The organism is Maribacter chungangensis (assembly GCF_042676845.1).
GTDB lineage: Bacteria > Bacteroidota > Bacteroidia > Flavobacteriales > Flavobacteriaceae > Maribacter > Maribacter chungangensis.
Genome location: NZ_JBHTHY010000006.1, coordinates 163,176 through 185,559 on the forward strand (window position 1 = coordinate 163,176; position 22,384 = coordinate 185,559).

At 39.3% G+C, this 22,384-nt stretch carries 21 protein-coding genes and 1 other RNA gene; 9 read left to right on the plus strand and 13 right to left on the minus strand.

From position 1 onward, the window contains the following. Window positions 1-27: 27 nt before the first annotated feature. Together ACFQZJ_RS08685 and ACFQZJ_RS08690 are read right to left on the minus strand one after the other, a co-directional pair. Window positions 28-417 carry an acyl-CoA thioesterase gene (locus ACFQZJ_RS08685; protein ID WP_379933897.1) on the minus strand — a complete coding sequence of 130 codons (390 nt, stop codon included), beginning with the start codon at window positions 415-417 and terminating at the stop codon, window positions 28-30. 1 nt (window position 418) lies between these two features. After that, window positions 419-1,474, minus strand: a complete 1,056-nt coding sequence (locus ACFQZJ_RS08690; RefSeq protein ID WP_379933899.1) for a glutaminyl-peptide cyclotransferase — start codon at window positions 1,472-1,474, stop codon at window positions 419-421. A 142-nt stretch (window positions 1,475-1,616) separates the two neighbouring features. Here ACFQZJ_RS08690 and ffs point away from each other — a divergent pair. Both ffs and ACFQZJ_RS08700 read left to right on the plus strand, forming a co-directional pair. Further along, window positions 1,617-1,715, plus strand: an RNA gene (ffs, locus tag ACFQZJ_RS08695) — signal recognition particle sRNA small type. A gap of 125 nt (window positions 1,716-1,840) precedes the next feature. Further along, complete coding sequence (locus tag ACFQZJ_RS08700; RefSeq protein ID WP_379933901.1) at window positions 1,841-2,647, plus strand: SDR family oxidoreductase; 807 nt, start codon at window positions 1,841-1,843, stop codon at window positions 2,645-2,647. A gap of 42 nt (window positions 2,648-2,689) precedes the next feature. Here the strand turns inward: ACFQZJ_RS08700 and ACFQZJ_RS08705 are convergent, their stop codons facing one another. Then, on the minus strand, window positions 2,690-4,072 hold the full coding sequence (locus tag ACFQZJ_RS08705; protein WP_379933903.1) for a transaldolase: 1,383 nt from the start codon (window positions 4,070-4,072) through the stop codon (window positions 2,690-2,692). Window positions 4,073-4,251: 179 nt separating this feature from the next. Here ACFQZJ_RS08705 and ACFQZJ_RS08710 point away from each other — a divergent pair, with 179 nt between their 5' ends. Continuing rightward, window positions 4,252-5,880 carry an ABC-F family ATP-binding cassette domain-containing protein gene (locus ACFQZJ_RS08710; RefSeq protein WP_379933905.1) on the plus strand — a complete coding sequence of 543 codons (1,629 nt, stop codon included), beginning with the start codon at window positions 4,252-4,254 and terminating at the stop codon, window positions 5,878-5,880. A gap of 28 nt (window positions 5,881-5,908) precedes the next feature. Next, window positions 5,909-7,030, plus strand: coding sequence for a hypothetical protein (locus tag ACFQZJ_RS08715; RefSeq protein ID WP_379933907.1), 1,122 nt, complete (start codon window positions 5,909-5,911; stop codon window positions 7,028-7,030). A 20-nt stretch (window positions 7,031-7,050) separates the two neighbouring features. Here ACFQZJ_RS08715 and ACFQZJ_RS08720 read toward each other — a convergent pair whose 3' ends face one another. Beyond that, window positions 7,051-7,773 carry a hypothetical protein gene (locus tag ACFQZJ_RS08720; protein ID WP_379933909.1) on the minus strand — a complete coding sequence of 241 codons (723 nt, stop codon included), beginning with the start codon at window positions 7,771-7,773 and terminating at the stop codon, window positions 7,051-7,053. Between the two features lie 208 nt (window positions 7,774-7,981). Between ACFQZJ_RS08720 and ACFQZJ_RS08725 the strand changes: the two genes are divergently transcribed. After that, entirely contained in the window at window positions 7,982-8,560 is a 579-nt protein-coding gene (locus ACFQZJ_RS08725) for a fasciclin domain-containing protein (RefSeq protein ID WP_379933911.1), read from the plus strand. A gap of 13 nt (window positions 8,561-8,573) precedes the next feature. Here ACFQZJ_RS08725 and pheT read toward each other — a convergent pair whose 3' ends face one another. The 3 genes from pheT to ACFQZJ_RS08740 all read right to left on the minus strand — a co-directional run bounded on the left by pheT (window position 8,574) and on the right by ACFQZJ_RS08740 (window position 13,675). After that, on the minus strand, window positions 8,574-11,003 hold the full coding sequence (gene pheT, locus ACFQZJ_RS08730) for a phenylalanine--tRNA ligase subunit beta (protein WP_379933913.1): 2,430 nt from the start codon (window positions 11,001-11,003) through the stop codon (window positions 8,574-8,576). Between the two features lie 378 nt (window positions 11,004-11,381). Next, window positions 11,382-12,500 carry a 3-isopropylmalate dehydrogenase gene (gene leuB / locus ACFQZJ_RS08735; RefSeq protein ID WP_379933915.1) on the minus strand — a complete coding sequence of 373 codons (1,119 nt, stop codon included), beginning with the start codon at window positions 12,498-12,500 and terminating at the stop codon, window positions 11,382-11,384. 2 nt (window positions 12,501-12,502) lie between these two features. Beyond that, entirely contained in the window at window positions 12,503-13,675 is a 1,173-nt protein-coding gene (locus ACFQZJ_RS08740) for a 2-isopropylmalate synthase (RefSeq protein ID WP_379933917.1), read from the minus strand. A 146-nt stretch (window positions 13,676-13,821) separates the two neighbouring features. Between ACFQZJ_RS08740 and ACFQZJ_RS08745 the strand changes: the two genes are divergently transcribed. Next, window positions 13,822-15,366, plus strand: coding sequence for a hypothetical protein (locus ACFQZJ_RS08745; protein WP_379933918.1), 1,545 nt, complete (start codon window positions 13,822-13,824; stop codon window positions 15,364-15,366). Window positions 15,367-15,380: 14 nt separating this feature from the next. Beyond that, window positions 15,381-16,259, plus strand: coding sequence for a DMT family transporter (locus ACFQZJ_RS08750; RefSeq protein WP_379933920.1), 879 nt, complete (start codon window positions 15,381-15,383; stop codon window positions 16,257-16,259). On the opposite strand, the gene ACFQZJ_RS08755 is transcribed toward ACFQZJ_RS08750, so the two are convergent. The 4 genes from ACFQZJ_RS08755 to panB all read right to left on the minus strand — a co-directional run bounded on the left by ACFQZJ_RS08755 (window position 16,243) and on the right by panB (window position 18,959). Further along, window positions 16,243-16,776 carry a DUF4252 domain-containing protein gene (locus ACFQZJ_RS08755; RefSeq protein ID WP_379933922.1) on the minus strand — a complete coding sequence of 178 codons (534 nt, stop codon included), beginning with the start codon at window positions 16,774-16,776 and terminating at the stop codon, window positions 16,243-16,245. The two genes, ACFQZJ_RS08750 and ACFQZJ_RS08755, sit on opposite strands and share 17 nt — an antisense overlap. Before the next feature lie 31 nt (window positions 16,777-16,807). After that, window positions 16,808-17,506, minus strand: a complete 699-nt coding sequence (locus ACFQZJ_RS08760; RefSeq protein ID WP_379933924.1) for an RluA family pseudouridine synthase — start codon at window positions 17,504-17,506, stop codon at window positions 16,808-16,810. A gap of 125 nt (window positions 17,507-17,631) precedes the next feature. Then, window positions 17,632-18,129 carry a signal peptidase II gene (lspA, locus tag ACFQZJ_RS08765; protein WP_379933926.1) on the minus strand — a complete coding sequence of 166 codons (498 nt, stop codon included), beginning with the start codon at window positions 18,127-18,129 and terminating at the stop codon, window positions 17,632-17,634. 11 nt (window positions 18,130-18,140) lie between these two features. After that, window positions 18,141-18,959, minus strand: a complete 819-nt coding sequence (gene panB, locus ACFQZJ_RS08770; RefSeq protein ID WP_379933928.1) for a 3-methyl-2-oxobutanoate hydroxymethyltransferase — start codon at window positions 18,957-18,959, stop codon at window positions 18,141-18,143. Between the two features lie 133 nt (window positions 18,960-19,092). On the opposite strand from panB, the gene ACFQZJ_RS08775 reads away from it, so the two are divergent. Further along, window positions 19,093-19,548 carry a nuclear transport factor 2 family protein gene (locus ACFQZJ_RS08775; protein WP_379933930.1) on the plus strand — a complete coding sequence of 152 codons (456 nt, stop codon included), beginning with the start codon at window positions 19,093-19,095 and terminating at the stop codon, window positions 19,546-19,548. Window positions 19,549-19,575: 27 nt separating this feature from the next. Here the strand turns inward: ACFQZJ_RS08775 and ACFQZJ_RS08780 are convergent, their stop codons facing one another. Continuing rightward, complete coding sequence (locus tag ACFQZJ_RS08780) at window positions 19,576-20,640, minus strand: ThuA domain-containing protein (RefSeq protein ID WP_379933932.1); 1,065 nt, start codon at window positions 20,638-20,640, stop codon at window positions 19,576-19,578. 319 nt (window positions 20,641-20,959) lie between these two features. Here ACFQZJ_RS08780 and ACFQZJ_RS08785 point away from each other — a divergent pair, with 319 nt between their 5' ends. Next, window positions 20,960-21,487 carry a hypothetical protein gene (locus ACFQZJ_RS08785; RefSeq protein ID WP_379933934.1) on the plus strand — a complete coding sequence of 176 codons (528 nt, stop codon included), beginning with the start codon at window positions 20,960-20,962 and terminating at the stop codon, window positions 21,485-21,487. A gap of 5 nt (window positions 21,488-21,492) precedes the next feature. On the opposite strand, the gene ACFQZJ_RS08790 is transcribed toward ACFQZJ_RS08785, so the two are convergent. After that, the gene (locus tag ACFQZJ_RS08790; protein ID WP_379933936.1) at window positions 21,493-22,374 is read right to left on the minus strand and encodes an NmrA family NAD(P)-binding protein; all 882 of its coding nucleotides are present in this window, start codon (window positions 22,372-22,374) and stop codon (window positions 21,493-21,495) included. Between the last annotated feature and the right edge of the window lie 10 nt (window positions 22,375-22,384).

Below are 22,384 nucleotides of genomic sequence, written 5' to 3' on the forward strand. Positions count from 1 at the left end.
TGGGCTGGTATTTAAATTTAGCACAGATTATAAAAAAATGTTTTCTATTCTTTCCGATATTCTCATAGGTCTAAAGGTTGTTCTATTTAACAGACACCACTCGGTACTGGAACGCACCAATAGGGCATTTGTTTTGGCCATGTAAATTTCTACCACTCTAGTGCATTTGGCACCTTTACTGTTCTTAATGTAAGTTCTTAGGATAATATGGTCGTCCAATACCGCTGCCGCTTTGTATGTTATATGATGCGTCATTACCACCCAGACCACTTCTTCTTGAACATCTTTTGGCGCCATGGTTTGCCAGTGCTCTTTGGAAATATCCTGTATCCACTGTACATAGCGTACATTGTTCACATGGTCTAAATCATCTAGGTCATCTTTGGTGACCGTTATTTCCTTTTCGTAGCTGTTCATCCTATTTCTTATGGATCTGTACTTCAAATAGTTTATCCCATTCCTTTCCGGTTACAAAAAATGTTTTTCTTTGCGGATGGTATGCAATACCGTTGAGCACGTTATCCGTAGCTACCCAATTTTTGGTTTTTGTCACTTTATCGCTTAAACCCCCAAAATTCACAACACCTTCAATAGCTCCTGTGTAACTGTCAATTATCATAACCCCGGCTTTACCATAAACATTGGCATATATTTTACCGTCTACATATTCCAATTCATTTGTTTCATTGAATATTGAGGAGTTGGTGACTATTTCTATATAATCTTCCTCTATTAACGTTTCTGGGTCTAAGGTCCAAATTTTCTCGGACCCATCGCTCTTGAACAATTTTTCACCATTATTGGTAAGTCCCCAGCCTTCCTTACTTTGACCGTACTGGAAATTATCCAATTTCTTCAGTTCTTTGCGATCATAAATAAACCCTATACCACTTTGCCATGTTAATTGATATATCTTTTCCTTTAGTATCGTAATTCCTTCGCCAAAATAGGCCTTGTCCAAATCTACCTGTTGTAGTACTTCCCCTGTTCTATAGTTTACACTCCTAAGAAATGACCTTCCTCGTTTTCCGGTGCCTTCATATAAGGTATCATTGTAAAACTCCAATCCTTGTGTGTAAGCCCTGTTATCGTGTGGAAACTCGTTTATGATGGTATAGGTATAAATTTCGGGAGCCTTTGCGGCAAGAACCTTTATGTTTTTAAAGATTTCTACTGTCTTTTCATCATAAGTAATGGATGCTGTTAGTTTTTTATTTCCTAGTTTTTGAATATTGAACTGAAGCTTGTTCCCATCTGGTTCCAATGTTGTTCCATCGATTTTGTAGGTCACGTTTTGTATCTCCTTATCCGACAGGTTCTTAATACTGACGCCCAGCTTATCCCCATGTTGCAGTGTAGTCTTGTTTCCTTCTAAGGTAATATCAAAAAGCTCGGATGGCTTTTGATTTCCGCTCCCGCAAGAGGCTACAAAAGCAAGAAAGCATAAAACGTATAAGATTTTTAGATGATGCATTGTATAAAATTAATAATTCCAGTTACAAAAGTACTACTTAGAATTGGAAAGCGATTATTGAGTATGAATCCGGCCAACGGAATTCATAAAATTTAGAATGGAAAAGAATTGCCAACTTTATAAAACATTGTATCTTTGCAGCTGGCAAGTCCTACACGACCAGCTCCTGTAGAATCCCCCAGGGTGGGAACGCAGCAAGGGTATATGGTTGTAGCGGTGCGATGTAGGTAGCTTGCCTTTTTTTTGTGTTTTAAAGTCAGCCTTTAAAACCTACTTCATTTTGTTGGTTTTAGGTTTTTCAAGGACGCTTAAAAATCTAAAAAACAGTATCTTACCCCTAGTGTTATAGTGTAATTAAAAATTTGAATGGAATTGAAAACTGTGCTTATTACCGGTGGTTCCTCTGGAATTGGAAAGGCAATTGGCTCGTATTTAACGGCAATTGGACATACGGTGTACGGCACTACCCGAAGTCTTTCCAATTATCCGCATTTTAGTGAATTTCAACTTTTGGAGATGGATGTTAGGGAGCCGAATAGTATTCAGATGGCCGTTTCTAAACTAGTTAAAAAAGAAGGACGTTTGGATGTGCTGATCAATAATGCAGGTGTTGGTATCACAGGACCATTGGAGGAGACGCCCAACCATGAGGTTCTTAGCGCTTTTGACACTAATTTTAATGGACCATTGAACGTAATTAAGGTTGTTTTGCCACAAATGCGGGCACAGAACAGCGGTTTGATTATAAATATTACCTCTATTGCCGGCTATATGGGACTACCATATAGGGGAATTTATTCGGCAACGAAAGGAGCCCTAGCGATTTTAACCGAAAGCCTTCGGCTGGAAACACGTGATTTTGGCATTAAGGTGACCGCCATTGCTCCCGGTGATTTTGCGACAAATATAGCTTCTGGTCGTTACCATGCTCCCGTGAAGACAGACTCCCCTTATGAGGTAGCTTATCAAAAAACCTTAACGACCATAGATAATCAAGTAGATGGTGGGGGAGACCCAACGGAAGTGGCTAAGTTGGTTCATAAAATAATGCAGATCAAAAATCCCAAGGCGCACTACAAGGTAGGACCGTTTCTGCAAAAATTTTCGGTGCTGTTAAAGCGAATGTTACCGGATAGCTGGTATGAATCGTTACTGCTAAACTACAGTAAGTAATACTTGGTTTTGCGTCGAAATTTATAAAGCCGGAACAACCACCTAAAAGTTGGCGTATATATTGGAGAAAGCATCAACGATAAGTGTATCGTTCGTAATTATACATTTGTTCATTGGGTAGATAACCAATTTCCTGTTCGCCTCTTCAAAGTTTACCGCCCTAAACTGTTTGGCAATATCCAATCCTGCACTTTCTACTATTCCCTTCCAACTTGCTTTGTCCGTATGAAAATTGATGCCCACAAAATCAAACTCCGGTTTTGACACGGAAAGCTTATGTATTCGTTTAAAAATATTGCGATAATGAGTTTTGTTTGCAGCCGACCAAAAATAAAAAACCGTTTTTTTGTTTTTCCCTATTTCGGGTAAGGTTATGGATTCATCCGTTGAGGATAATACCGCTATGGAAGGAATAGGGCTGTTGGGCTGTATATTACGAATGCCTTCATAAAGATGTTCTATTTCCGCTATATGCATATTGTTGCCGGAAACGGTTACAAAGTCCTCTAAAAAAATCTTATTATTTTCAGGAGAGTCATGTTCCTTAAGTAAATAATCAAAAGCTACATTTCTAAAAAGATTGTCCCTGAGTTCCTTTTCAACTACTAAACTGTCTATTACGTGCAGCTTGTGTTTGTTAAAATGTAGTTGGTTCCTAGTTGCGGTACTCACATCGTTGCAGGCTTTCTTACAGGTCATAAAAGAAATATTGCCCAGGTGGGATTTCATAAAATCATAATAGGGCCTAAGGTAGTTAAGCTCTTTGTCATTATAATCGATATTTTTTCTATACTCATAAAAGCTACGGTCCATTTCATGCAGACCGTGATCACGTTGTTTTCTTTTATGTTCAAAAGGGTACATTTCCATATAGCGGTAATAGGTGTAATCTACGCTGGCCTTGGCAATTCTAAATGCCTTTTCGGATAGTTTCGATTCTTCCTTTATACTGGCAATACTCTGTAGTTTCTCATTTTTGAGTTGATTTATTTTTTTGGTAAACTCATCGGATTCCAGATTATAATACTCTTTTCTAATTGTTTCCTCTTCCGCTTCATCCGATAAAAAAAGTTCTAACAAAAAGTTGTTTATAGCCTCACTACTTCCAGAAAAAACAAGCGATTCGTCAAAGTATAAGGTATTAAGGCGCATTAATAAGCTATCGCCTTTTTCTAGATAAACGTACTGAAATTCAGGAGCATGGTTAAAATGGTAAAGACCGTCATCAACGGAATTTAATTTGAAGGTAAATCTGTTGGCTTCGTCCAACTTTGCAGAGTCTATTACCTCTGTTCCTTTTAATAATACCACGTAATCGCTACTCGGGTTTACAATTTCCCCAGCGAATAAAACGTGATTTTTTTTTGGTGTTGTATTGCAGCTGACCGCAATGAGTATAATAACAAGAGGTAGAAATCTCTTCATATTAAAAAGGGAATGTTTCGTTTCAAATTTAAGGAACACCTGTATCCCTTGCTGTTAATGGTGCGTTAAATATTAAGTGCCTTGATGATATGAACCGGGAAATGTGATACACCCTTAAGAATGTTAGGGTTCCCGTATAAAATTAGCTATTTTTGCACCGATTTTAAAAGAAAGTGGTTATGTTATCTGTGTCTAATCTATCGGTCCAGTTTGGAAAAAGAGTTTTGTTCGATGAAGTGAACGTTACGTTCGCGAAAGGAAATTGCTATGGTATCATTGGTGCCAATGGTGCTGGTAAATCTACCTTGTTAAAGATTATTTCTGGTCAAATAGACCCAACATCGGGCCATGTGCACTTGGAGCCTAATAAAAGGATGTCCATTTTAGAGCAGAACCACAACTCCTCCGATGCTTTTACTGTTTTGGAAACCGTTGTAAAAGGAAATAAACCCTTATATGAAATCAAAAAAGAGATCGATGCCCTTTATGCGGATTACGATGATAAAAATGCCGATAGGATAGGGGAACTTCAAGTGCAGTTCGAGGAAATGAACGGTTGGAATGCCGATAGCAATGCGGCCTCGTTATTATCCAACCTGGGAATTGGTGCCGAACAGCATTACACGCTCATGTCCGAACTGGATTCTAAATTAAAAGTACGGGTGCTATTGGCCCAGGCACTTTTTGGGAATCCGGATGTTTTGATCATGGACGAACCTACCAATGATCTGGATTACGAGACCATAAATTGGTTGGAAAACTTTTTGGCAGCTTATGAAAATACAGTGATCGTAGTTTCGCACGACCGTCATTTTCTGGATACCGTATGCACCCATATAGGCGATATCGATTTTGGCAAGCTAAACCTGTATTCCGGTAATTACACTTTCTGGTACGAAAGCAGTCAGTTAGCGGCACGGCAACGAGCGCAACAGAATAAGAAATCTGAGGAAAAAGCAAAAGAGCTACAGGAATTTATCATGCGCTTTAGTGCTAACGTAGCAAAAAGCAAGCAGGCCACTTCCAGAAAAAAGATGCTATCCAAATTAAAGATCGACGATATAAAACCATCAAGTAGAAGATATCCTGCTATTATTTTTGATAGGGAACGAGAGGCGGGGGACCAGATCTTGAATATTGAAGGTCTTTCGGCATCAACCGAAGATGGTGAAATTTTGTTCGACAATGTTAACATTAACCTTTCCAAAGGCGATAAGATTGCCATAATTTCGAGAGACTCAAGGGCCACGACCGCTTTTTACGAAATTATAAACAATAAAAGACCAGCTGACAAAGGAAGTTTTCAGTGGGGCGTTACTACTACCCAGTCCTATCTTCCTGCCGATAATTCGCATTACTTTGAGCAAAACATCAATTTGGTAGATTGGTTGCGCCAATGGGCAACAACGGAGGAAGAGCGCGAAGAAGTTTACATCCGAGGTTTTTTGGGCAAAATGTTGTTTAGCGGTGAAGAGGCATTGAAAAAATGCACCGTACTTTCCGGAGGGGAAAAAGTAAGATGTATGTTAAGTAGGATGATGATGTTGAGAGCCAATGTACTTATGTTGGACGAACCAACCAACCACTTGGACCTTGAAAGTATTACGGCGTTCAACAATTCGCTAAAGAATTTTAAGGGCACCGTTCTATTTACTACGCATGACCATGAATTTGCTCAAACAGTGGCAAATAGAATTATAGAGTTGACCCCAAAAGGCAATATTGACCGCTATTCTACGTTTGATGAATACATGTCCGACAAGGCATTAAAGGAGCAGCGGGGCAAGATGTATACTGTTCCGGTTTAGCATTTACGTCTAACCAAATACATACATCATGAAAGTCTGGAGACCAATTGCCAGGGTTGTTTTGGGTGGTTTTTTGCTTGGTTGCAGTGCATCAGATGATGGCTCCCAAGACAATGAAATGGCCCTACGCGCTACGGAATACAATGTGCTATTCTCCAGTGCTTCCGGACCCTATACTAAAAAGATAGCAGCGAATCCTGAAGGTCTCCACCTTAATGATACGGAAAGCATCTCCTTTAGCACCATGGCACCATCGATAACCCATAGGGAAGGGTCTAAAATTATCATGTATCAAAACACCGGCGATTGTGATGGCAACATAGTGTTTTACGATTTTGAAGATACTACTGAATTTTCTACCCCTGTTTTTTCTGACCTCTCTTCTTGCACACTTGGCGTAACCGCGGTTACGCAGCAGGACAATACTGTATTTCTTTCCTATGTTATCGATGTTACCGCTAAGGAACAGGTATTTTTCATAAGAAGTTTTGACTTAAATACCAATACCCACAAGGATTACGTGCTAAACAAAAAACCTGTGAAACTGGCTGTATCCGGAGCAAAATTATTTGTTTTGACTTGGGATGAACATCGCACCGAAAAAAATGCACTTACTATCTTGGATATTAAGGAGAACATCGAAATTCTTGAAATGGATATGGGCTTTAATGTCGGTACCATGTTCAAAAAAACGAATGGAGATATTATTGTAGCCTATCCAGACGCGCACACTACCATAGATGGCAATTCCTTGGCTTCTACCTACACCAAATACACAACGGGAACGGAGCCCCACTTTTTTAATTCCGAGCAAAGAACCTTCGATGCAACCGGCAATATGTATTACCTTAGATCTGTTGCGTTGAATAACCAGCCAAAGGCCAGCCCGGCAATGCACGATTTTGATAAAAACAGTACCGTGCTATATTATTTTGAAAATTTCTTGAACGAAGCGCAGCTGAGGGTAGAATACAATGTAAAACAAGCAACAACAGTTAGTTATGACGATGTAAACAACTTAATTGTTATTGGTTATCAAAAAAATAATTCTGCAGGGGGCGTCATACGAATTACACCTGCTCCTGATTTAAAGCTAGTAGATAACTTTGACTTACAGGATATACCCTTACTAATATTCCCTACTAAATAAGCTTTGTTCGCAGCTATGTTTTAGGCATTAAAATATTTACTGTTCCAAATTGCCGGATTAAAATTTTTGCCCAAGGCAAACCCATAAAAAATAACGACGGAAGCGATACACTTGAACATAAAGAAAAATAGTATCCAAAATTCCGTGGACGAATTGGATTTTGAAAATAAGCCCTCAGGTACCATAAGGGTAACTAAAAAACTAATGGCAAAAACCAATACGGCCAAATTAACAATACTTTTAAAGGGCCACATCATCGCTTTTCTTAGCGCATGTAAATCGTTTCCCCATTGATGAACAAGGTAAAAATAACCATTGCCTATAGGGGCAAAAAGCAAGGGGTCGTCCTTGTCCTCCAGTTTAAACAGTTTAGAAGGTGCAATTATCTTAAATCCCTTTAACGCTATTCCATGCTCTTTTTCGAGCGATTTAATCTTTGAAATACCTTCAACAGGGATCTCGCCTTTGAAATAACGGGAGTCTAGAAAACGCAGGCGGTAATCGATACAGATCTTTTTGATATCGCTAATGTGAAATATCCTTGAACGCTCCAACAAGTCAAATTCAAAGTTATTGCTTAGCGCGCCTCCACCATTGGAAATACTTTTCTTTATCCGTTCATGTTGAACATCTATGTCTTTAAGGATGGCAAATACTTCATCAAGTACTTGCTGTTCGCCAATTGGGTTTTTAGCTTTTTCTCTAGCTAACTTTTGTTGAATGTTTGTTTTTTGTAAGAACATGTTTTCTTTTTTTAGCAATCATCTCAAAGTTACCTAATAAATGATTTCGATGAAATTTTGTTTAACGCTTCAAAATGTTAATATTTTGTTAAAATAATTATTACTTGGATTGGAAATTATGTTGCACAGCACTTAGATTGTATATTGACGAAGAAATTAAACCTTTCACCGGATAATAGAACTATCCGCCCCGAACATAACCACCTATATGAAAAAATGGTCATTCCCCGCCGTGTCTCTTTGTATGCTTTTATCGAGTTTAGTCTCAACAGCTCAGGAGCCGGTAAAAAATACAATACTACCGCTGGTGTCAACTTATGTAATGGACGCGGATAAGTCTATCCTTAACCACGCGGAAACATCGAACCGGCTCAGCTCCCTTAGTAATGCACTGCGTGCCTCCGATTTGGACAAGGTGTTGGAGTACAATGGTCAGTTTACTGTATTTGCACCTTCGGATATGGCTTTTGAAAAGCTGTCCGACCTCACCACGGAGCGCTTACTGGATCCCCAGAACAAAAAAGAGTTGAAGTCAATTCTTTCCTGTCATATCGTAGCGGCCAAGCTTTCTGCCTCCTCTATTTTAAGGTCTATGTCCAGGGGTGGAGGAAAAGCAAGTTTTACCACCATACAGGGGCAAAAGATTACGGCAACCATGAACGGAATCGATATTATCCTTACCGATAAGAACGGCAACAAAGCAAAAATAGTACTTGCTGATGTGAACCAAAGTAATGGTGTAATACATGAAGTAGACAGTGTTTTCCTGCCCGTTGCATCGCTTTAATAAAATATGGGTTTTACCTTAATTCTGCGTTAAGTTCGTTCTCGTAACCCATCTGAAGTTTAGACATTATTTTTTCTATCTGTTTGTCCGTCAACGTTTTTGTATCATCTTGTATGGTAAAACTTACGGCATAGGACTTTTTGCCTTTTGGCAGTTTGTCTCCCTCGTATACGTCAAATAGATTTACGTTTCTTAGTAGCTTACGCTCGTTTTTATAGGCAAGATCATGGACTTGCTTAAAGGTTACCGATTCGTCTAGCAATAAGGCGAAATCCCTTTTCACCTCCGGATATTTGGAAATTTCGGTAAACGTAATTCCCTTTTTGTTCATTAATTTTAAAATGATATCCCAGTTGAAATTTGCGAACAGAACATCCTGTTTGATATCATAGGTTTTTAAAATTGATTTCTTTACGACTCCAAAAGCGACCAAGGTCATTGGACCTTTTACCAAGGAAAGTCCCTCTGTAAATAAGCCTGAGCTATCTGGCCGGCTAGTGCTATCGTTTATTCCCAATTTATGCAATACCGTTTCAACGATCGATTTCAACTGAAAAAATCCGGTAGGAGAAGCAGTGGCTATCCAGCTAGGTTCATGCGTTGCCCCACTTAATAAAATAGATAAATATTTTTCTTCAATTCGGTTGTCATCTACGGTATGATACGTTTTTCCAAATTCAAAGAAATTAAGGTTTTGCCGTTTTCTGTTCATATTATAAGCGGCAACTTCCAGAGCAGAAAAAATAGAAGTCTTTCGTAAAATAGATAAATCGCCACTAAGTGGGTTAACAAGGCGTACCGCTTTCTTTTCGGCAGCTTTATCTTGTAGTAAAGTAAGGTATTCGGGAGAAGTTAAGCTATTCGTCAAAATTTCATAATAACCTTTAGCCGCCAACAAATTACCTACGGAATGCTGCACTTTATGGTCTTCAAAAGCGCTGGTACTTGCAATCGATGCATTTAGCTTTTTGCTGAACGCAACATTGTTGTATCCATATACTCGGAGAATTTCTTCAATAACGTCGACCTGTCTTTGTACATCACCTCTATATGAAGGAACGGAAAGGCCCATTCCGGATTCCGTTACGTTCTTAACCCTTATATCCAATGAGGCCAGGATAGATTTTATGGTGTCCTTAGGAATTTCTTGGCCAATTAGCTTGTTTATTTTTTCAAAAGCCAAGAAAACTTCAAAATCATTTTTCTTGTTTGTATATAAATCTACAATGTCCGAGGTAATATCTCCACCAGCAATTTCTTTTATTAACAATGCAGCCCGCTTTAGGGCATATTCAACATTTTCTATATCGATACCGCGTTCAAACCTAAACGAAGCATCTGTATTCAATCCATGTCTCTTTGCAGATTTACGAACCGATATAGGGTCAAAATATGCACTTTCCAAAAATATAGCCGTCGTATGTTCCGATACCCCTGAATGTATGCCGCCAAATACACCGGCAATACACATGGGTTTTTCCTCGTTGCAGATCATTAAATCTTCTTCGTGCAACTCACGCTCTATACCATCCAAGGTGGTAAACTTTGTGCCTTTTGGCATTTGCTTAACCACAATTTTAGCGCCTTTTATCTTTGCGGCATCAAAGGCATGAAGGGGTTGCCCCAAATCATGAAGCACATAATTGGTAGCATCGACTATATTATTTTTTGGAGCAATACCTATTGCCCTTAACCTGTTCTTTAACCAGTCTGGAGAGGGTTGCACAATTAGATTGCTTAATGTGACCCCGCAATATCTAGGTGCTAGTTCTTTGTCCTCAACGCTTACATCAATTCTAAGGGACCTATTGTCGACATTAAAATGACTTGTTGGTGGTGTAATCAATTCCGATTTAATCTCCTTTTGAAGCAGCCCTGCCTTTAAATCCCTTGCCACACCAAAATGACTCATTGCATCTGCTCTGTTCGGCGTTAATCCAATTTCAAAAACTTCATCGTTCTCTACATCGAACAATGTTGCGCAAGGCGTTCCGGGCTCAAGGCTATCTTCTAGAATCATTATGCCGTCATGACTTTCCCCAAGACCTAGTTCATCTTCGGCACAGATCATTCCATGGCTTTCTTCACCCCTTATCTTTCCTTTTTTAATGGTCCATTCCTCTCCTTCGGGAGTATATAGTTTGGTGCCTATAGTGGCCACTGGAACTTTTTGGCCTGCAGCGACATTTGGAGCCCCGCAAACTATTTGTAAAGACGTTTGGCCACCTATATCTACCAATGTTAATTTCAACTTATCCGCATTGGGATGCTTTACACAAGAAAGCACATGGCCAACAACGATACCTTTGAGTCCGCCCTTAACAGATTCAAATGGCGTAATTCCTTCCACTTCTAAACCAAGATCCGTTAAAAGTTCTCCGGTTTTTTTGGAATCCCAATCAATATGTATAAACTGTTTTAGCCAGTTGTAAGAAATTTTCATCTGTTGGTTTTATAGCGTGTAAAGATAAAACAATGCCATAACACATTCAATATAGAAGTTGTTGAATTGTTTTTAATTTTAGCCTGCTCTATACCTTCGTGCATCGCTGTCTTTAATGTAATACCAATTTAACTTCTAGATGTCGCATAAAACAAGTTTCTTTTTTACTCATTTGTCGTCATAAAATAAAACCATAGCTAATGCTATGCTTAGATTTCATTCCTAAACTGAGAAAAAAATAATTCAAATTTTCAATACGACATTCAAAACTTAAATTGGTATAAGGGCAGACTGTAGGGAAAGTGGATATGTTGGTAGAATTTAAACAGGGCCTTGCCAGTAAGGATTGTTACCTAATTATTTGAGGCGTAATGGTGGTTAAATGATGGTAGATTTTCCTAGATCGATATTTTCATCGTTTATTTTAAAGCTGCCATCCAACTCCATAATGTTATCTGCGATAAAGTCGCCCACATAATTGGTTCCGTACTTGCTACTTCCCATAATGTCCGGAGTAACTATTTTTTTGGAGAACGATTTAAGAACGGCAGCAACTACGGCATCCGATTCTTCCTGCATTTTAAAATGCTGCAAAAGCATTGCGGTACTTAGTATAGATGCTACGGGATTAGCGATATTCTTATCTTTGGCATCGGGATAGGAACCGTGAATGGGTTCGAACATGGCATAATCCGCCCCTACGGAGGCTGAGGGTAGAAGGCCTATAGATCCTGCAATTACACTTCCTTGGTCAGATAGAATATCACCGAACATAATGTCGGTTAAAATTACATCGAATTGACTAGGGTTCAAAATCATTTGTACGGCCGCATTATCAATAAACAAGGAATCCAAAGTAACCTCCGGATAGCTTTCAGCAATGGTATACACCGTTCTTCGCCACAGCCTAGACGTTTCCAGCACATTGGCCTTATCGACTAACGTGAGTTTTTTTCGTCTAGCTTTTGCAGCCTTGAACGCCAGGTGGGTAATCCTACTGATTTCACTTTCTGTGTAGGTACAGGTATCTGTTGCCGAGTTATTATCCTCATTAATACTTTTATGACCATAATAAATACCTCCGGACAATTCCCTGTAAATAACTAAATCTGTATGTTGTACTATTTTTTTTGCAAGAGGTGATTGTTTTACTAGGGTGGGAAAAACTTTAACCGGTCTTATGTTCGCAAAAAGACCTAATTCTTTCCTTAGTCGCAACAGCCCTTGTTCTGGCCATACCTTTGCTTTTGGGTCACTATCAAATTCCGGGGAACCTATTGCCCCAAAAAGAATAGCATCTGAATCCTTGCATGTTTGGAGTGTCCTTTCTGGTAAAGGGTCGCCCGTTGCTTTTATTGCGGCGGCTCCTACCAATTCCTTTCTAAACGTAAAACTATGCCCAAAGGTTTCTTCAACGGATCTTAAGCACTTAATGGATTGCGCCACTACCTCCGGTCCAATACCATCACCTCCTAAAACGGCTATGTTCAATTGCATGGTTAGCTAACCCTTACTAGATTTATATTGCTCATCTCTATGATTTCATGGATGTCACCATCCAAAATCTCCTTTTTCCTATCCGCCAACTTTAGAAACTCACTGTACACTTCGTCCAATTGAATCTTAGTTAACTCGTAACCAACATTTTTCGCACGATATGCCAGAGCAGCTCTACCGCTCCTTGCGGTAAGTACGATTGAGGATTCCGTTACACCTACATCCGCTGGATCCATAATCTCATAGGTTTCCCGGTTCTTAATAACACCGTCCTGGTGTATTCCCGAACTATGTGCAAAAGCGTTTGCACCAACAATGGCCTTATTGGGTTGCACCAGCATACCCATTTTATTGGATACCATCAAACTGGTATCATAAAGCAATTTACTGTTCACAGTAGTATCTAACTTTAAGTCTGGATGTTGCCTTAATATCATCACAACTTCTTCTAAACTTGTATTTCCTGCACGTTCGCCAATACCATTAATGGTGCATTCTATTTGGCGTGCACCGTTGATAACGCCTGCAATGGAATTAGCGGTGGCAAGTCCTAAATCGTTATGGCAGTGGCAAGAAAGTATCGCTTTATGAATACCTTTTACATTCTCCATTAGATACTTCATTTTGGCTCCATATTCTTCTGGAAGGCAATAGCCCGTGGTATCTGGAATATTAAGTACGGTGGCTCCTGCTTTTATAGCGGCTTCACAAACCCTAGCTAAAAAGTCATTATCCGTTCTTCCTGCATCCTCGGCATAAAACTCAACGTCCTCAACAAAAGTCTTGGCATAGCTAACTGCGTCTATCGCTCTTTCTATAATGGCATCCCTGTTCGAATTAAACTTAAATTTGATATGGGAATCGGAGGTGCCAATACCAGTGTGTATTCTTGGTTTTACGGCATATTTTAAAGCTTCGGCAGCAACCTCAATATCCTTTTTAACCGCTCTGGTAAGTCCGCATACAGTTGCATTTTTAACTAGTTTGCCAATGGCTTCCACAGATTTAAAATCTCCGGGACTGGATATAGGAAACCCCGCTTCGATTATATTTACACCGAGTTGGTCCAGACGTTCGGCAATAACTAATTTTTGCTCCATGTCCAGCTTACAGCCAGGGACTTGTTCTCCGTCCCTAAGTGTCGTATCAAAAATTTGTACTATATCTTTGCTCATTATATTTACGTAGTTTTAACCGGTCAAACGAATATATGACCATATACACAAAAGATGTGTATTTTGTTATGTACTTTACAATGTTAAGACACTTTTTTGCATATTCAGTTAATTGATATTCAAACACTTAAACTATTTTTTTTACGATGACAAATGCCCATAAAGACGCACTGTTCATTTTGGTAAAAGCCTTATCAAAATCCGAAAAGCGACAATTTAAGCTTTACGTAGGTCGCCTTGGGGTTAACACCGATGCCAAATTTCTGGCCTTGTTCAATCTTTTGGATAAAATAAAGAAATATGACGAGAAGGTGATTTTAAGTAGTGTTAGCGTTAAAAAAGCACAGTTGTCCAACCTAAAGGCGCATTTATATCGCCAAATCTTGGTGAGCTTACGTTTAAATCCGGTAAATCAGAATATTCGTGTCCAGATTCGGGAGCAACTGGATTTTGCAACCATCTTATATCAAAAGGGATTATACAAGCAAAGTCTTAAGATATTGGATAAGGCAAAATCCGTTGCGATCGATAATGAGGAAAAGAACATTGCCTATGAAATTGTAGAACTGGAAAAAATAATAGAAACCCAATACATAACCCGCAGTATCCCGGATCGTGCGGATGAACTCGCAGTACAAGCAAAGGAATTATCGGGGCAAAATGTAATGACCAGCAAACTTTCCAATCTATCGCTACAGTTGTACGGTATGATGTTAAAGGTAGGTTATGTGCGTAGTGATGATGATCTCAAAAGAGTAAAGGATTACTTTACCAAACACTTACCTAAATACAACTTGGAAAAGCTTGGTTTTAGGGAGAAACTTTGGCTGTACAAAGCACATTTATGGTATAGTTTTTTAATACAGGATTTTCTTTCCTGCTACAAATATTCCAGCAAATGGGTAGATCTTTTTAACGAAAACAAAGAGATGATCTATTTGAACCCCGTGTTTTATCTTAAAGGGAACCATTATCTGTTAGAGTCCTTATTTTACGTAAAATACAGTTCCCTGTTTAAAGAAACACTTCAGCAGTTGGAAATCGTTTTAAAAGACAAGAATTTTCCAAAAAATGACAATATTGCGTCCTTGGCATTTCTATATTTAAATGCCAACAAGCTAAATCTTCATTTTTTGGAAGGTACCTTTGATAAGGGATTATACCTTGTTAAAATTATAGAGTATGGCATCAATAAACATAAGGATCGTATAGATGCACATCATGTAATGGTCTTGTACTATAAAATAGCCTCATTATATTTTGGTATAGGCGATAATAAAACATGTATTGTATACTTGAAAAAAATCATCGATAACAAAAACCTGAAAATGCGAGAGGATTTAATGTGCTTTGCAAGAGTGTTGAGCCTTGTGGCGCATTACGAAGCCGGGATGGATTACCATTTGGAAGTTCAATTAAAAAGCACCTATAAGTTTTTGTTGAAAATGAACGATATGCACGCGGTGCAAAAAGAAATGATCAAGTTTTTAAGGAATCTTGGCGGAATTTATCCAAATGAACTTAAGGCTGAATTTCAAAAACTGCATACCGAGTTTAAAAAGTATGAGGACCACCCTTACGAAAAACGGGCATTTTTATATTTGGATATTATTTCTTGGTTAGAGAGCCATTTGGAAAACAAACCTGTTTCGCAAATAATACGGGAAAAAGCATTGTTGCAAACACGTTAAGGGTTAGGGCATAAATGAGACGATCGCACATTTCAAATTTGTTGGAAATTAATCTCGCTATGCTTTTTATAGGGACCTCGGGCGCCTTGGGAAGATATGTAGACCTTCCGGTTCCCGTTACCATAGCCTCCCGAGGTATTTTAGCTTTTTTTGTACTCGTCCTATTTTGTAAGTGGAAAGGTATTTCGTTGCGAATAAAACCGGTGCATAGGGGCACGGTGCTGCTCAGTGCTATACTTATGGGCTTGCATTGGGTGACCTATTTTTATGCCTTACAATGGTCCAGCGTGGCCATTGGTATGCTTTCTTTGTTTACCTACCCGGTACTTACCGCATTTTTGGAACCACTGTTGTTAAAAACCAAACTACAAAGAATACATTTGTTATTGGGAGCTATGGTCTTGGTTGGGATTTATTTATTGAGCCCCGACCTAAATTTTCAGGATTCCAATACGTTGGCCATCGCAATAGGTGTGTTTTCCGCACTCTGTTATGCGCTAAGAAACTTGGTTCTAAAATCAAAAGTAACCGAGTATCACGGTTCTGCCCTAATGGTATATCAAGCTGGGATCATAGGCTGTTTGTTACTTCCTGCATTTTTTTATACCGATTTTGAGCTGGTTTTGAATCAGTGGCAAGGCCTTGTTGCCTTAGCGGTTATAACTACCGCTATCGGGCATACCTTGTTTTTAATGACTTTCAAACATTTTAGCATTACCACCGTAAGCATTCTAAGTAGCATCCAACCCGTCTATGGTATCCTTATCGGAGCTATATTTTTAAATGAAATTCCCGAATTGACCACAGTTGTAGGTGGCATGTTAATACTGGGTTCGGTTGTGATAGAGAGCTTTAGGTCTTCAAAAAAGCAACATCTTATTCCACAGGACTGATATCTGATGCCCCTCTGCCGGTAAATTGACTGATAATACCATCTCCCAAGACTTTAAAACCATCATCTTTAGCCAGTTGTCTCACTTTAACAGGATCAAAGTTTCCATTGAAGTACAAAAAAGAACCGTTCTGGCCGTTATTATTATAGATCAGTATTTCTTTGACAGCATCCCGCTTTTCCCGTATTGAGACCACGTTTCGCTTTAGGTCATCATTTTTTCGAAACACTTCTATAAACGAGTTTCCTGTTATACCGTTCATTTGTTGATTCAAAAATTGGCTTCTCGCAGGCGTGGCACTAGGAAACTGTATGTATCTTACATCCTTTGTATTCCCAATAAGGGTTTTCATTTCGGGAGAGATTTCACTCAACAATCCCAACATAAATCTAGGGACGCGAACGGCAGTAACTTGATTATCATTTTTATGGGTATTGTAAAAGTTATCTATGGAGTTATAACCGCCACACCCGGTAAGTAGCAAAAAACCCATAAATAGGAGTAAGGGAAATTTCATAAGTAATATTTTGTGCTTAAAAGTAACAAAATTAACGACATGCCTGCCAAATGGTTTCTTTAGGTGGTGGGGCCACTATGGTAATCCCCTCCTTTTTTACAGGATGTATAAACGTTAACTTTCTTGCATGAAGATGTATACTGCCATCGGGATTGCTTCGGTCAAAACCATACTTTAAATCTCCTTTTATGGGACTGCCAATTTTAGATAACTGTGTCCTAATTTGGTGATGCCTGCCTGTTTTGAGATCGATCTCCAATACCGCATAACGGTCTAGTTTTTTTATCAATCGATATTCTAAAATAGCCTTTTTACTATCCAGAACTTCATATGTATGTGCGTAGGATTTATTTTGTTTTGGATTCCTCTTTAGCCAATGCGTTAAGGTATCCGTTGTTTTTTCCGGAATATTCTTCACAATGGCCCAATAGGTCTTTTTTGCTTCTTTTTCTGCAAACAGTTTATTTAGCCTAGGAAGGGCTTTGGAGGTTTTTGCAAAAAGAACGATACCCGAAGTAGGTCTGTCTAGCCGGTGCACTACACCTAAATATACATTTCCGGGTTTGTTATACTTTTCTTTGATATATGCCTTAACGACTTCGCTCAAAGGCATATCTCCGGTCTTATCGCCTTGAACGATATCTCCCGGTCGTTTGTTGATGACAATGATATGATTGTCCTCAAAAAGTATCTGAAGATTTTTAGGGTTGCTATGTTGATGATCTACCACCACGGTGTTGTTGTTTCTATTCGTAATACTACTATAAGGGTATTCAACTGTAAAGAATTCATGCTGGGATAGAGGTAAACGCTACCGGTCATTATAGATTCTGGCAACAAATTGATGCGTCAAGTTCAAATCGTTAATTTTTTACCGGACAAACTCAATAGCAGAATCAAAAGTACACCACAGGTTACCGCAACATCGGCCATATTAAAAATTCCTGTTTTAAAAATACCCAACCGTATTTGAAAAAAGTCGGTTACGGAACCATAGAATATCCGGTCTATTAAATTGCCCATACCTCCACCGATAACGAAAGCAAAAGCGAGTACAAGCCAGGTGTCGGCGGTTTTTTTGCGAAGTACCCGAAATAAAAGCACTATGAGAACCATTACGGGGAGTATCTGTAATAAGATGATTTTTGCAACAGGAGGGAAGTTAGCGCCAAAACCCAGCATTGCCCCGGTATTTTCTACATTGGTAAGGATTAGATGGTCATTCACCAATTCTATATAGTCCCTACTTTTCACATTTTCTCGAACCACTCCTTTTGAGATTTGATCGCAACCAACATTTAATAGCACCAAGGCTATGATATAAAATCGATAAACTGTTAAGTTCCCTTTCAATACATTATTTCTTAATATTGTTCATCGTCATTAGGAAAATCCCTGCTTTTCACATCCTTTACATAACTGGAAATGGCATTGCCCATTTCTTCATAAAGATTCATGTAACGTCTTAAAAACCGTGGATTAAACTCATGTGTCATCCCTAAAAGGTCGTGGATGACCAAAACTTGTCCATCTGCATGCTTTCCACCACCAATACCTATCGTCGGAATCGTTAGACTTTCTGAAACTTCTTTAGTGAGATTAGCGGGAATTTTTTCCAAAACGATACCAAAGCAACCTAGTTTTTCTAGCAGGAGCGCGTCTTGTTTAAGTTTTTCCGCCTCTACATCTTCCTTTGCCCTTACGGTGTAGGTCCCAAATTTGTATATGGACTGTGGCGTAAGTCCAAGATGTCCCATCACCGGTATACCGGCCGCTAAAATTCTTTTTACCGATTCCTTAATTTCCGCGCCACCCTCAACCTTGACGGCATGGGCGCCACTTTCTTTCATAATTCTTATAGCTGAACGCAAGGCCTCTTTTGGATCACTTTGGTAACTTCCAAAGGGAAGGTCTACAACGACCAGGGCACGATCAATAGCCCTGATTACAGAAGATGCATGATAGATCATTTGATCCAATGTTATAGGCAAGGTAGTTTCATGGCCTGCCATAACGTTACTGGCAGAATCCCCTACCAAAATAACATCTACACTGGCATTATCTACAATTTTGGCCATGGAGTAATCGTAAGCCGTTAACATGGAAATTTTTTCGCCGTTTTTCTTCATGTCCACCAAGGACTTTACGGTTACTCTTTTGTACTCTTTTTTTGCTGTGGACATGGATTGTATTTTGTTGGCGATAAAAATAAGGAGTTTTGATGAGAATGACGTGCTAATGTGCCGATGCCTTTTTCCTGTACCAAATTGATGGATTATGTTTACTTTTAACTATTCCAATTCATGTATTATAGTTATGAGACGTCTTTTTACCACCATTCTTTTAGTGTCCTTTCTATGCTCTTTTTCGCAGACCCAGGAGGAAGCCGTTAAAAATACCGTTGATTCGTTTTTTGAATCTTTTCATGGGCGCGATGCAAAAGGTATGCAAAAATGGATTCATAAAGACGCGGTTTTGAGACGTACGGCACCTAATGAAAATGGGATACAAGCTTTAAGAGTACAAAATTTTGATGATCTTATCAACGGAGTCGCATCCATTCCCGAAACTACACTTTTTGAAGAGAAGCTGCTGAGTTATACCGTTCAAGTTGATGGTCCTTTGGCACATGTTTGGACCCCTTATGAATTTTGGATGGATAACAAGTTACATCACGCCGGCGCCAATTCCATTCAGCTGTTCCTAGAGGATGGGGTTTGGAAAATTATTTATTTGGTGGATAGTAGAACTGTAGAAGGTGCTACGGACTAGAGAAACAACCTTGTTATAAAAACTGTATTACTTAGCCCACTTTCTACTGGATGTTTTGCCTTCTGAAGGAAAATCTTCCGGTAGTTCCTGCGTTACCTTACCTGTGGCCGCCCATTCGGCACCACGTTGTAAGGTGGTTATAAAACCGACACATTCCATGGAATAATCAAAATGGCCCATAGCAGTGTGGAATATCCTGCCTTTTCCGTAGTTGATGGTCATGAGCATGGGAACATGCTGACCAAGACCTTTTACATTGGGGTCCCAAGGCGGAGCGTTCTTTTCCACGTCCGAATAGGCCGTTGCCAGGATTGTTGCATTTTCAAAAGGGCCGCGCATACGCTCGTACAATTCGTCTTGCGTGTGTAGCCAAGAATTGGGAATGCCTTTCATGATAGGATGTTCCGGTGCCCTGGTCATGACCTCAAACTCGTACTCGGCTCCGTGGGAACCCGTGACCCCCAAGCTGGTATCGTGTACTAGCTCGCCAGCGTCGTTATAATAAACGTAAGGCCCGGCCCTTTCATCGCGTCCTCCCCAAGCGCCTAGACCGATCATCTTGTTATACGCATCCCAATTCCCCCAAGCATTGTTGGCCGCATGGACTACCACTAGTCCGCCACCATTTTTCATATAGTTTTCAAAACTGTTTCTTGTGGTTTCCGGCCATAGGGCGGCTTCGAACCCCAAATTCGTGACTACTAGGTCATAGGCTTCAAAATCAATATTGAAATCAGAAGTGCGAACCGGTTCATGGGAAATGGCGTAAGAGGCATCGCCAACAGGATATTTTTCAATGAACATGGTATAAGGTTCCGGTCGTTCTTCCTTGTATTTAATTCCTAGCCAAACAGAATCCGTCCGTTCTACAGTTACTTCAAAAAGATTGGTTTCCTCTAAATAGTCCTTCATCATCATCGTAGTTTTAGGCCACACATAGTGATTGTTCTGGCCGTCTACGATCAGGACTTTTAGTTTTTTTGAAACCTTGGCATCTTGCGTTGCCTTGGTTTCCTTTTGCTTTTTGGTTTCCCCACAGGAAAAGGCGAACAGACAGACCAAGCTTAGGATTATGGCTTTCTTTACGTTCATTTCTTTACAATTTTATACGCTATTTTGTCTTCTAAAGTAAGATAAGTTTGTCTTGGTGGCAAGAAGTCATTTAAACTTTTTCTGTTCGCTAAAAAATTGCTCTTTTTCGCCCATTTTTTGTCTTTTTTTCCTTCCATAGCGGTGCTATGCAACTCAAAAAAGCCTTCAAATGATCATAAAATTGCTAATTTTCGCTTGAACGTGAAAAGTTTAAACCACTTCCAAATCAATTTAAAAACGATACAAACAAAAGGCTTTCTACTTCTTGTAGTTTTGCAATAGTGCCTTTAAATTAGCGTTTTCAATTAAAATAATAACTATGGAAATCTTAGGAATTGGATCACGTATAGATCATAAAGAATATGGAAAGGGAGTGGTTACAAATGTTTCTTCCAAACACTACTGGGTTACGTTTATGGAAAAGGGGCTGGAAACCATCGCCATAGACGACGATTTTGAAGTCATTGAACGTTTAGAGGATGATGTAGACACCGTAAGTTTCTTTGACATCGAAAGTTCCCTCACCAAGATATTGGAAAAATGGAGCGACACCCATGAAAAGGTGGCCATTGCCGATAAATGGCGTGGAGGAAAACTGATTCTAGATCCTGGAGATGCTTCAGCAAACAAGGAAATGCCCATAGATACCTTTTTCCATAAAATTGTAATGGTCCGAGACCGTATTCGTGTTATGGAGCAAAAAATCAATAGCAGTAAAAATCTGGATGACCAGGAAAAAATCGACCTGCAGCAATATATCACACGTATGTATGGTAGTCTTACTTCGTTTAACGTCCTGTTTAAAACCAAGAACGACCATTTTGTTGGGGAAAAAGGAAACAGATAGGGAATTTAAAGTGTTTCTTTTTCAAAACAGCTTTTTTCACGCTTCACAAAAGCATCTAAAGTAGTGGGGGCTTTTCCCAGAAGATCGCTGTAAAAGGTAGATACCCGCGGTGCTTTTTGAAATCTGGGCAAAAAATGCAAAACGAGCATTACCAAAATAAAGCCCGTTGCCATACCTTCCTTTTTTTTGATTAAGAAAAATGATAGGGGATTTACTTTTTTGTAAACCAATGGATGCTTTACATACCTATTAATGATGGCAACGGCATGTTCAAAACTTAAATTATCAGGACCAGTTATCTCGTAGGCCTTGTTTTTAAATGTATTAAAATTTAAGAGAATATGAGCAGCAACTTCTGCGATATTGGACACGTCTACCCAATTGAATTTTGCCTTGCCGGCAGGTAAGATGATTTTTCTCTTTGTTACAATATCCTTGTAAAGCGTTGTGGTCAAATTTTGCATAAAATAACTGGGACGCAGAAAAACATAGGGAATACGATATGTTTTGACCAAGGATTCAATTTTGTGGTGGGGAATCATGCTGCTTTGCTCCGCACCTTGTACCGATAGAAACAATAACTGACGAACAGTGCTTTTTGAGATTGCCTTTAACAAGGGCTTAAAATAAGCGTCTATCTTGGAAATCTGTGGTGGACGCAGTAGAAAAACAGTATCCACACCCGCTAAGGCATCTGAAAAACTAGTACTGTCCTTAAAATCGAACTGTCTAAAGTCCAAGTTTTTCAAACTCCCATAAGTCTTTTTTACCTTTACTACATCCCTAACGGCCGCTATCACCTTTACATTAGCTTCCTTTTCAAGCAAAAATCCAATTAGGCTTTGGCCCATATTTCCGGTAGCCCCGGTCACAAGAAATGTAGTCATATCAAATTGG